Source organism: Streptococcus mitis (assembly GCF_002860865.1).
GTDB lineage: Bacteria > Bacillota > Bacilli > Lactobacillales > Streptococcaceae > Streptococcus > Streptococcus mitis_AT.
In genome coordinates this window covers 24,632-35,826 of sequence record NZ_PKIE01000005.1, presented here as the reverse complement: position 1 = coordinate 35,826, position 11,195 = coordinate 24,632, and the positions used below count along the sequence as shown (strand labels likewise).

10 protein-coding genes and 1 tRNA gene are annotated in these 11,195 nt (G+C 36.8%); 8 read left to right on the top strand and 3 right to left on the bottom strand.

Annotated features, from left to right (window positions below):
- Positions 1–69: 69 nt before the first annotated feature.
- From CYK18_RS07815 to CYK18_RS07805, 3 genes are all read left to right on the top strand, one after another.
- Positions 70–405: a helix-turn-helix domain-containing protein gene (locus tag CYK18_RS07815; protein WP_101786067.1), complete on the top strand. Its 336-nt coding sequence runs from the start codon at positions 70–72 to the stop codon at positions 403–405.
- A gap of 478 nt (positions 406–883) precedes the next feature.
- Entirely contained in the window at positions 884–1,399 is a 516-nt protein-coding gene (locus tag CYK18_RS07810) for a DUF308 domain-containing protein (protein WP_000672739.1), read from the top strand.
- A gap of 62 nt (positions 1,400–1,461) precedes the next feature.
- Positions 1,462–1,534: transfer RNA gene (locus CYK18_RS07805), tRNA-Lys, on the top strand.
- A 140-nt stretch (positions 1,535–1,674) separates the two neighbouring features.
- Here the strand turns inward: CYK18_RS07805 and CYK18_RS07800 are convergent.
- Both CYK18_RS07800 and CYK18_RS07795 read right to left on the bottom strand, forming a co-directional pair.
- A complete protein-coding gene (locus tag CYK18_RS07800) occupies positions 1,675–2,763 on the bottom strand; it encodes an AI-2E family transporter (protein WP_049551477.1) in 1,089 nt (362 codons plus the stop codon).
- A 9-nt stretch (positions 2,764–2,772) separates the two neighbouring features.
- Positions 2,773–4,062 (bottom strand): membrane protein, encoded by a 1,290-nt coding sequence (locus tag CYK18_RS07795; protein WP_001062783.1) that lies wholly within the window; start codon positions 4,060–4,062, stop codon positions 2,773–2,775.
- Positions 4,063–4,865: 803 nt separating this feature from the next.
- Between CYK18_RS07795 and CYK18_RS07785 the strand changes: the two genes are divergently transcribed.
- The 5 genes from CYK18_RS07785 to CYK18_RS07765 all read left to right on the top strand — a co-directional run bounded on the left by CYK18_RS07785 (position 4,866) and on the right by CYK18_RS07765 (position 9,811).
- Positions 4,866–6,011, top strand: coding sequence for a low temperature requirement protein A (locus CYK18_RS07785; protein ID WP_049551728.1), 1,146 nt, complete (start codon positions 4,866–4,868; stop codon positions 6,009–6,011).
- Between the two features lie 542 nt (positions 6,012–6,553).
- Positions 6,554–6,985: an Rrf2 family transcriptional regulator gene (locus CYK18_RS07780; protein ID WP_000379854.1), complete on the top strand. Its 432-nt coding sequence runs from the start codon at positions 6,554–6,556 to the stop codon at positions 6,983–6,985.
- A gap of 91 nt (positions 6,986–7,076) precedes the next feature.
- Positions 7,077–8,081: an NADP-dependent oxidoreductase gene (locus CYK18_RS07775; RefSeq protein WP_101785999.1), complete on the top strand. Its 1,005-nt coding sequence runs from the start codon at positions 7,077–7,079 to the stop codon at positions 8,079–8,081.
- A 13-nt stretch (positions 8,082–8,094) separates the two neighbouring features.
- Positions 8,095–8,931, top strand: coding sequence for an alpha/beta fold hydrolase (locus CYK18_RS07770; protein ID WP_101785997.1), 837 nt, complete (start codon positions 8,095–8,097; stop codon positions 8,929–8,931).
- Position 8,932: 1 nt separating this feature from the next.
- Positions 8,933–9,811, top strand: a complete 879-nt coding sequence (locus tag CYK18_RS07765; protein ID WP_101785995.1) for an SDR family NAD(P)-dependent oxidoreductase — start codon at positions 8,933–8,935, stop codon at positions 9,809–9,811.
- Positions 9,812–9,875: 64 nt separating this feature from the next.
- Here CYK18_RS07765 and CYK18_RS07760 read toward each other — a convergent pair whose 3' ends face one another.
- Complete coding sequence (locus CYK18_RS07760; protein ID WP_101785993.1) at positions 9,876–11,195, bottom strand: glycoside hydrolase family 32 protein; 1,320 nt, start codon at positions 11,193–11,195, stop codon at positions 9,876–9,878.

Sequence of the window (11,195 nt, the reverse complement as noted above, 5' to 3'; positions counted from 1 at the left end):
AAACAACCCTTAAAAGTCTAAAAAATGTAATCGTTTGTATGTATCATGTAATTAGCGAGGTGCTAAATGATAAATAACAAAACCAATCTTCAAGATTACATCTCTAAAAGAATCCGTCTATTACGCTTAGAAAGAGGATATACTCAAGAACAACTAGAAGAGATGGCTGATTTAGGTACTAATTATATCTACAAATTAGAAAATCTTTCAACTAACTTAAAGATTCAAACTCTAGAGAAAGTAATGGAAGCATTAGAAGTAGATTTAGATACATTCTTTGATATACAATTAAAAGAAGAAGATCCAAAAATTACTCTACTTGTTGATGAATTAAAAACTCTTCCAACAGAACAACGCTCCCGTGTCTTAGATGCTTTGATACTCATCCTCAAAGAAGTAAGATAAAAAGTGTTCTACTTTTGTTCTACCTTTTATTTTTACATACGATTTAGAGAGTGGCAAAACCTTGATTTATCAATATTTTTGTTACTCATGTTTACTTATTTCAACTCTAAATCGACTGTAGGGGGCATCTACATACAACAGGAAAAGCCTTGATAACCAAGGCTTTTTTGCTTATCTATAACTGATTTGCCTCATCATTTGCCCCACTTTTAAATCTATCTTTTCTTTTTGAATCAAATTACATCTTTACAAATAGTGTAAAGCCAGTTACTTTTGCTTTGATGCCATACAATATTTTCATGTAGAGAAGACAAATTTTATCTTCTCTTTTTATTTTCAAAATAATAAAAACTGATTTTCTTTTCATAAATCAGACTGAAACTTCCAAATTTTCCATTTTGTTTATTGACATTTCCTCTAAAAAGGTGTATAATATTTTTATTATCAAACTATACTATACTATATAGGGGGTATTGAAATGAAATTTTCTAATCGTTTACTGCTATTCCTTGCAGGAGTTGTTTTTGTCCTTTTAGGACTTTTCCTATTTACAAACCCAGTAGCTAATCTTGTTGCTTACAGCTGGTGGATTGCATTTGGTTTACTGGTTTCTTCTATAGCAGCTATTTTAGGCTATTTCTCTGTACCAAAAGAGCTTCGCTCACCAGCTCATCTTTTCCAAGGGATTGTTAATCTTCTCTTAGCTCTTTACCTCGTTGCCTATGGCTTTGTGACGCTGCCAGTTGTCATTCCAACTATTTTAGGAATTTGGTTAATTGTAGAAGCCATTATAGCTTTCTTTAAAGGCAATCGTCTGGGATTGATTTTCCCTATTATTGGCAACCATATCATGTGGATAGCGTTGCTTGCATTTTTACTAGGTCTAGTGATTTTGTTCAATCCAGTAGCTACAAGTGTCTTTGTCGTTTATGTCGTTGCCTTTGCATTTTTAATTGTTGGTTTCACCTATATCCTTGATGCCTTTCGTAAATAATCTAGCTGCCATTTTGGGCATATTAAAATAGCTGGGAAGTTACATTCTCAGCTTTTTCTGTTGCCTCCTTAGCTCAGTTGGTAGAGCAGTAGACTCTTAAGCTATGGGGCGCAGGTTCGAGCCCTGCAGGGGGCACATCTAAATCAACAGAAATAAGCCTTGAAACCAAGGCTTTTTTTAACGTCTAATAGCTTTTTGTAGAAAAGTATTTAAAAATAAAAGAGAAGAGAATCTCTCACTCTCTTCTCAGTATATCTTATTAAATTTAGTTTTTCTTAATCTACCTGATTTTCCTTTGCAACGACAAATTCCTTAACCAGTCGATAGATAACAGCAAATATCGGTGTAAAGAATATCATCCCAAGTAAGCCAAAGAGATTGCCTCCAATACTAGCAGCCGCAAGCGTGAAAATAGCTGGCAAACCAATAGACTGACCTACAACTCTAGGATAAATAAGGTTTCCTTCAATCAGCTGTATAACTTGATATAGAAGAAGAGAAAGTAAGGCTTGAGTAGGACTCACTGTGAAGATAAAAATCGCTCCCACAACACAAGCAATCATAGGCCCTACATAAGGAATGAACGATAGCACTCCTGCAAAGATACCTGTCATTACTCCATAGGGTATCCCAAACACGCTGTAACCAACCGCTATCATAACTCCTATGATAACTGCTTCAATCAGCTGACTCATCAAAAATTGGTCATAAGTCTCTAGTGCTACTTGTCCAATGTAAGTCAACTTTATCACCACCTTCTCTGGAAGAAAAACTTTTAGAAGTCGACTCGTCATCGCTGCCAAATGTTCCTTACTGGATAAAAATAAAAAGGTGAAGACTATAATCAAAAAGGCATTCATCAAACTTGAAAAAATATTGCCGATATTACTAGTCAGACCTGATAAAAAACCTATCAAAGCTTGGCTAATAGAACTAGATTGTCCCTGTATGCCTGATACGATAGTTGACAACATGTCTTTGGTTACAAATTCCGAGCTGCCTAGCAATTTCCCAAGTTGAGTAAGGACTGTTGAAAGGACTGTTCCCAGCTGACTAATAGTCTGGGCTAGGGTTGGCAGCACCAAAACCAAAAGAGCAATCACGATTAAGATAAGAGCTAGGAAAACAAGTACCATGGCAATCGGACGACGCAACTCTGCCTTTACCTTCAATTTAACTAAGTACTGTTCAATTTTTTTCATAGGAACATTAAGCACAAAAGCAATAACAGCACCATAAATCAAGGTTGATATTACATCAAAGAGAGAGATTGCTCCTGATATAAAGCTCGATGCATTCAGAATTACAAGAGCAACCAGCCCTATAAAAAGTATTAACGGGGTGTATTTTTTTACTAAGTTCATAAATTCTCCTTAATAAACATGTTTAGATACGACTATACTATTTGGTTTTTCAAACTCTCGATTAAGGTAGGCTTGGTAAGTTCCTGGAGCGATAAATCCTTTGGGTGAGAGGATATCGGTGCCAGCCTGACCGACTATGGTATCAGCCAAGAGCACACAGTTTGTAGATAAGACAAAGTAGGATTTAAACTTAGATTTGATAAATTTATAAAGTTCCCCATCTGTCTCATGTCTGATTTTATAAGCGTAGGTGTAGTCTTCCTTACCATCACCTGTCATGATTTTATCTGCACTTGGCTCCCATGGAATCGTCAGTTGTTTCAATTCAGCCAACTTTTTCTGAACTGCTTTTTCCATTTCAGGCGTCAAATCTATCCCATAACCAAAAAGCGTTTTTTGACTCTCACGTTTACATAGGTCAATGTACTTGTCACGATCACAGAAATATAAGACACCATCTCCTACCATGCCAAATAAGGTCTCAGAAGACGGATCATAGTTGCCATAAGAAATAACACGGCCTTGATAGCAGATATCCACATGACCAATTGCCGAAAACAGAGAGGTCTCAGCTGTATGAACAAAAATTTCAAGCTCCGCTGTCTTACCAGACTTCACCATTCCAAGATGGATATCCTCTCTCTCATCAGCATTTTCCTGCATGAATTTGTTGATTTTTGCTAAAGTTCTTGCAGGGATGAGAGCGGCTAGGACAATAGGTAAGCTAATTCTAATGCGACGTTTGAGATGGTTTTTCCCAATTTCCTCCTCAAACAAGAAACCATCACGGATATTGGACACACCATAAAGGAAAAAATAAGCCCCTAATACAAAGAGTTGAAAGACAGAATTTCCTGTAGAGGACAAAAGACTAGTCCCACCAAGAAAAACTAGTACGAGTCCATCTAGTAAGAGACGAAAACGAGGTCGAATTTTGTTTTTGCGGTAGAGAACATAGGTGACAAGGTTAATACTAGCATGAAAAATCTGATAAACTCCAATCACAAGAGCCAAAATATAAATCGGCACATCCGTCGCAAGATTGGAGCCAAGCAAATATCCCAGCACTAACAATTTAACCAGTGCAACTCCCAAGGTGTCCGTTGACTGACTTTTTTTGAAAATACGTAATACTAAATCTAAGACCGTTGCTATCCAAGCTAAAAACAGAACCAGTCGAATAACCTTTACTGGCAACCAAGTCCCCGTGACCATCAAGATGAGACCTAGCAGAACAAACAAGAACCCCTGAGCAAGTAATTTCTTACCTGTCAGACCTAAAGATAGAATTTTCGCCATATAAAAACCTTTCAACAATAAAAATTAAACACTCCGATTAAACTGACTAGTAAATAGCCAACACTACAAACAGCCTGTGCCAGCAACATATGGTGACTAGAAATGACTGTAGTAATGTCACCATCTTGTCTTATGCACTTCTAAAATTTGTTATATTGATTAGAAACCAGAGCTTATAAAAACTAGCTAAACTCGAGAGATAGACACAATTGCGACGAAAAAATGTATAACCAATTCAACTTGTTAAGGTAAGAAAGCATTATTTCCAATCTATTAATTATTCATCTATTACCTATTATGACACAATATTCCCTATAGTTCAACTTTTTACTTGTTTTTATATTACACGGACTAAAAAGTTTTCAACAGTTGATTGCATTTGTTTTAATAAGTTTTAACCTTTCTTGGTTAGATAAAAAAAGAACCATACAGTTTAGAATCTGTATGGTTTTTGCCCCACTTTTGTCCCATTTTTAAATCATGACATTGAAAATACCTAAAATCACTTATATTTCAATATTTTTAATTGCTCTCAATATGAAAGTCCTTTCCAAATCCCTGTAGGGGGCATCTAAATCAACAGGAAAAAGCCTTGGAATCAAGGCTTTTTTGTGTAGTCTTAGCACTAAAAAACGATAGAAAAAACACCCCTTCTGAACTGCACCCCAAAAGTTAGACAGAAAAAACCTAACTTTTGTGGCGCAGTTCATTCGCGTCACATGAAGTTATTTAAGCATCTCCTTTTTTTTTATTACCATTTTCTGTTATAATAAATTGTACTTCTAAAATAGAAAGGTCTTAAGATGACAACTCTTGTTAAACATAAACGTGTAAATTATTCAGAACTTTTTTATGATCTAGTTTTTGTTTTTGCGATTTCAAAAGTAACTGCTTTAATTCACCATCTTCATAACGGTATTTTGACTTGGAATTCTTTGCTTGATTTTTTCATGTCTGTCTTGCTTCTCATCAATGCCTGGATGATTCAAACCGTTTATACCAATCGCTATGGAAAGAACTCTTTATTTAACATGCTAATCATGTTTATCAATATGGGACTTTTACTCTTTATATCCAATTTGATTAAAGATGATTGGCAACAATATTTTCATTATGTCTGTTGGGCTATTGGTACATTAACCCTTACCTTATTTTTTCAATATTTGGTTGAGTTTTTTAAAAAATCAACCGATAATGTTCATAGGGAAAGTATCAAAGGTTTTCTATGGATAACAGGTCTACGAAGTTTAGAAATCTATCTAGCAGCTCTTCTTCCTATTTACATTGGAGTCTATATCCTTTATGTTAGTATTCTGCTAACATTTATTACGCCAATTACCTCGATTAGTAAAGATGATCATTTCCAGATAGTTCTCCCCCATTTAATCGAGCGCATCTCCCTTCTTGTCATTATTACGTTTGGAGAGATGATTATGGGGCTAGTTAGCTTCTTTACAATCGAGAATTTCTCGATTTATTCGGTTCTTTATTTCATTATTATGCTTTCTCTGTTCTTGTTTTATTTTGTTCAATTCGACCATGCTATTGATGAAGAATCTAATCAAAAGGGACTATTTCTAATTTACAGTCACTATCCTATTTTCATTGGACTTCTTATGATGACCGTTTCGATGAGTTTTCTTCTGAATCCTGAAACTAATCTTCTCTTTGCAACCAGCTTCTTTTATATCGGAATTGGCCTCTTCCAAGCTGCTGTCCTAGCAAATGGGCCCTATAACAAACACTATCTTCGCTATTCGAAAAGTTACTACTGTGTCCAAGCTACACTCTATCTGGCTGCCTTGATTCTCTCTTTAATCTTTGCTTCTAATCCTATAATAGTAGTAAGTATTACAACCATTTTAGCTCTAGCTATAGCTATTCATTCTATTTATTTTTATATGACACAGACTAAAAAACATTCCACACCTTACTGGGAGTTGTTTTAATGAGTTTATAAGATTAAAAAGCTTTGGGAACCAAGGCTTTTTTTTCATTAATTTGTTTTTCCATTTTATCCTCCAATTTGATCTCGCACTGACATTTATTTATAACAAAACTATATATCTAGAATAGCATAATCATTAGGTATTATAGGTTTTCAAACCAAATACGAGTCATTCGTTTTTGCCCCACTTTTGCCCCATTTTTAAATCCTGACATTGAAAACACCTAAAAGTATTTCCCTAAAATCAGCTATATTTCAACATTTTTGTTTATTTTCAATATGAAAAGTTCTTACAAATCCATGTAGGGGGCATCTACATACAACAGGAAAAGCCTTGGAATCAAGGTTTTTTTCGTATCTGTTCTACTTTTGGTCAACCAATGGATATTAAAGATATAATTTTGTAAACACCCTTTCCAGACAGCTCTAATCTGATTGCACTTAAATTTTTAAAAAATTTAAAACAAAAGTCTTGCTATGGAGTTTGATTTACGATATACTTGTTCTTGTACCTGATACAAGTTTATCAAAAGAGGAGTTCAGATGGATACAAAATTCTCAGTTGCTTTGCATATCTTAACAATGATTAGTGAGAGCAAGGAAACCTTAAGTTCTCAAGCACTAGCTATTAGTGTTGGGACTAACGCTAGTTACATTCGAAAGGTGATTGCTTTATTGAAAAATGCAGATTTGATTCATTCCCAGCAAGGAAAAACAGGCTATCAACTCAGTAAGTCTCCAAAGAAAATGACTTTACTAGAGATCTACTATGCTACTCAAGAAATCAATCACATTAGTTTATTCCCTGTTCATCAAAATAGTAATCCCGATTGTCCCGTTGGAAAACATATCCAAGGAGCAGTTTCACCACTTTTCGCTAGTGCCGAATCTCAATTAGAGAAGGAATTAGCAAATCAAACTTTAGAAGATGTCATTGACAATCTATACAAACAAGCCAAACAAGTCCGAAACTGATTTGATAGCAAGTCAGTTTTTACTGGAAACAACATGAACTTGTATCAAATACAAGTCATTTAATTATATAAAAAAAGAAAAGAGAAAACACATGAAAGTTGCACAACACACTACTTATAACAAAAACAATATCACACTGAACATCACAGAAATCGCTAAACCAAGTATTACAGACAAACAAGTCTTGGTGAAAGTCACCGCAGCTGGAGTTAATCCTCTCGATAACATGATCTCTCGTGGTGAGGTTAAGATGATTGTTCCTTACAAACTTCCTCAAACTGCAGGTAATGAGGTCGTTGGAATCGTTGAAAGCATTGGCAAGAAAGTTAACAACTTTCAGGTAGGAGATCGTGTCTTTGGCCGTCTGCCACTTGATTATATCGGTGCCTTTGCAGAATACGTAGCTGTCGATAGCCAAGCCTTAGCCAAGGTTCCAGACTATCTATCAGACGAGGAGGCTGCTGCTGTTCCGCTTACTGCCTTGACCATTATGCAGGCTCTTGACCTCATGGGCGCTCAAGCTGGGAAAACAATCTTTATTTCTGGTGGTACTGGAGGAGTTGGTGGAATGACCATTCCGATTGCCAAGGCCAAAGGTTTGAAGGTCATTACCAACGGTTCTGGAGATAGTGCTGAGCGTGTGTTGAAACTAGGAGCAGATAGATTTATCGATTACAAAACAGAGGATTATACAAAAACTGTTAGCCAGGTTGATTATGTCCTCGATACTCTTGGTGGGGCTGAAACTGAAAAACAAATGTCTATCATGAAAAAAGGTGGTCATCTTGTTTCCCTTCGTGCCATGCCAAACGGTGCCTTTGCCAAACGCATAAATCTACCAAAATGGAAACAGATTATTCTTGGCTTAGCAGGTCGCAAATTTGATAAGATGGCGGAAAAATATGGCATCCACTACCATTTTATCTTTGTAGAAAGCAATGGTGATCAATTACAAGAGGTAGCTGACCTCTTTAGCAAATTAGAAATCAAACCCTCTATCGATACAGTTTATCCATTTGAACAGGTAAATAGCGCCTTAGACAAAGTCGCTAATGGTCGCTCTAGTGGAAAAACAGTTCTCAGCTTTAAGAAATAAAAAGGAAAACACAATGTCATATCTTACTACAAAAAATCAATTCATCACAGTAGACGGGAACAAAATCGCTTATCGCGAACTTAGTAAAGACAAATCTCAACTCCCTCTCATCATGCTGGTTCATTTGGCAGCAACTCTCGATAACTGGGATCCTAAACTCTTAGACTTGATTGCTGAAAAGCACCATGTCATTGTAGTCGATCTTCCTGGTGTTGGAGCCAGTCAAGGCAAAGTTGCTCCGACTATTCCTGGAATGGCTAAGCAGACAATTGACTTTGTAGAAGCGCTTGGTTACGATAAAATCAATCTTCTTGGCCTTTCTATGGGAGGTATGATTGCCCAAGAAATCGTCCGAATAAATCCTACTCTAGTCAATCGTTTAATCTTGGCTGGCACAGGACCTCGAGGTGGAAAAGAAGTCGATAAGGTCACAGGGAAAACCTTTAACTATATGTTTAAAGCTGGACTCGAACGCATCGATCCTAAACGCTATATCTTCTATAATCATGATGAACAAGGGAAAATTGAAGCTTTGAAAGTCCTAGGACGAATGGGGATGAGAACAAAGGAATTTGCGGATAAAGACATGAACCTACCAGGATTCCTAACTCAACTCAAAGCTATTAAACGTTGGGGAAAAGATTCGCAGGACGACCTTCAATTCATCACCCAACCAACCTTAATCGTCAACGGGGATAAGGATATGCAGGTTCCAACGGAGAATTCTTATGATATGCATGCAAAAATCGAAAATAGTAAGCTGATCATCTATCCAAATGCTGGACACGGTTCGATTTTCCAATATGCAGAGGAATTTTCAAAAGAACTACTGGCCTTCTTGGAGGACTAATATGGTCAAAACGATTCTGATTACAGGTGCTACTGACGGTATCGGTAAACATTTGGCAAAGAAATTGGCCAGTGAAGGCCATCATGTCATCCTCCATGGTCGAAATCCCCAAAAACTTGAGCTGGCGCTTCAAGAGGTTCGGGCAGTTTCCTTGAGAGGCAGAGTTTCTAGCTACCTTGCAGATTTTTCAAAATTAGATGATGTTTATCGATTTCTGGAGGAAATCAAGCGAGACTTTCAAAGTATTGATGTCTTGTTTAACAATGCAGGACTGTATGCTGGAAAAGAACGAAAAGCGAGTGCTGAAAATGTCGAGTTGACCTTGATGTTATCTGTTCTGGTTCCCTATATTTTAACAACTGAACTAAGTCCCTTGTTAGAAGAAGCGGCTGACGGCCGTGTCATTAATACTTCTTCCTATATGCATCATTTTGCCAAGGTCAAGGATTTAGACTTTGGATTTGAGAACAACTATAATCCAGGATTGGCCTACAATAATTCCAAACTTTACACTATTTGGATGACACGTTATCTGGCAAGAGACTTCTTTTTAAGAGGTTCAAATATCACCATCAATTCTTACCATCCTGGCTTAATTTCAACAAACTTAGGGAATTATTCCAGTGATGAAAAGACGAAAAAGTCTCTCTTCGGACGCTTGATGAAGTCATTTTCCAAAAATCTAGATGAGGGGATTGAAACAGGCTACTACCTTACCTTTTCAGAAGAAATTACTGGTTTGACTGGCTACTATTTTGATGAGAAGAAAGTGAAATCTGTATCTGAAAAAAGCTATACTTTTGAGAAAACTCGAGATTTAATCGCTTATTGCGATGATAAGATTGAGATGTTTAAACAGAAACATTCTCAGATAAATTAGAAAAAAATTCTCTTTCCATTTTGCTAGAAAGAGAACTTTTTCTTTAGGAGAAATAACTTATTTTTTAATCGATTCGTGATAGCTCAGCTGGCACTGTTAAGTAATAAGTTGCAGTCAAGCTTGCTTCACCTTGATTGACAAAAATTTCGATGGAATTTTTATCTAGAATAACTTCCAATTCTTTAGCTTCAAGATCTACATACCGTCGACTAGTGTCCTGTTCTTCTTCACCTAGAATTTTTTGAACAAGATGGCTACGATCAATGTAAACTTGCTGCGCATTACTGTCATAACCAAATTCAAGATAATCTGTATCATTTCCTAAGCGGTAATGACAATCTTTATCTATTTGGATTTGATATTGGCCTTTTTTAACAGGGAATTGTCTTAGTTTGCCATTTTCCAATCTTAGAATTCTAGGTAAAGTCATGGCACATGCCCACTTGTGTTCTTGATCATGGGTTGGAAGGGTGCGCCCCCATGTCTGCATCCAAGCAATCAAGACACGACGATTTTGATCGTCCAACAATGTTTGTGGCGCATAGAAGTCTTGGCCATGATCAATTTCTTGAACTGATTCTGGGATAAAACGTTTTTCTCCCCAATCTACCTTACCCGTGAACAAAACCGATGAGTTGATGTTATGATATGAGTCTCCCTCACGTTGATAACGCATGGGTGACATAATAAGGCAATCCTTCCCATCTAACTCAAAGTAATCTGGGCATTCCCACATAAAGCCTTGGTGTTCTATCCCTTTTAAAAAGATGGATTCGAACTGCCATTCTACTAGGTTATCGGACCCTAGTAGAACGATACAGCCCACATTATCCTTGTGTTTGGCAGCTACTACGGAGTAATGGCGTCCATATTTTTCAAAGAGTTTTGGATCACGGAAATCAGCAGCAATCAACTCATCTGGCAGGTCTGCTCCAGTTGCAACTGGATTTTGTTCAATCTTTTCAAAGTGAATCCCGTCGTCTGAAAATGCCATATTTTGCACTTGACGAACACCTGTTTCTTCTTCGATATGTCCAGTATACATGAGCCATAGGCGATCATCCTTGACAATTGCAGAACCTGAGAAACATCCATTGCGGTCATAATCTTGGTCAGGAGCAAGTGCCACTGGCAAGTGCTCCCAAGTCACCAAGTCCTTACTTTTAGCATGTCCCCAGTGCATAGGCCCCCAAACACTATCATAAGGATAGAATTGATAAAAGAGATGGTATTCTCCACGAAAATAGACAAATCCATTTGGATCATTGATCCAACCAATCTCAGCTGAAAAATGTTCTTCAGGCTTATACTGAGTATTTACGAGATGTTTATTTTCTGCTATAAAACGATTTGCTTTTTCTACTGTGTATTTCTTATCTCCCAT

Excerpts from the sequence above, each read along its gene's own strand:
- CYK18_RS07810 (WP_000672739.1), top strand. The coding sequence starts at position 884 with ATGAAATTTTCTAATCGTTTACTGCTATTCCTTGCAGGAGTTGTTTTT.
- CYK18_RS07800 (WP_049551477.1), bottom strand. The coding sequence starts at position 2,763 with ATGAACTTAGTAAAAAAATACACCCCGTTAATACTTTTTATAGGGCTG.
- CYK18_RS07795 (WP_001062783.1), bottom strand. The coding sequence starts at position 4,062 with ATGGCGAAAATTCTATCTTTAGGTCTGACAGGTAAGAAATTACTTGCT.
- CYK18_RS07785 (WP_049551728.1), top strand. The coding sequence starts at position 4,866 with ATGACAACTCTTGTTAAACATAAACGTGTAAATTATTCAGAACTTTTT.
- CYK18_RS07780 (WP_000379854.1), top strand. The coding sequence starts at position 6,554 with ATGGATACAAAATTCTCAGTTGCTTTGCATATCTTAACAATGATTAGT.
- CYK18_RS07775 (WP_101785999.1), top strand. The coding sequence starts at position 7,077 with ATGAAAGTTGCACAACACACTACTTATAACAAAAACAATATCACACTG.
- CYK18_RS07770 (WP_101785997.1), top strand. The coding sequence starts at position 8,095 with ATGTCATATCTTACTACAAAAAATCAATTCATCACAGTAGACGGGAAC.
- CYK18_RS07765 (WP_101785995.1), top strand. The coding sequence starts at position 8,933 with ATGGTCAAAACGATTCTGATTACAGGTGCTACTGACGGTATCGGTAAA.
- CYK18_RS07760 (WP_101785993.1), bottom strand. The coding sequence starts at position 11,195 with ATGGGAGATAAGAAATACACAGTAGAAAAAGCAAATCGTTTTATAGCA.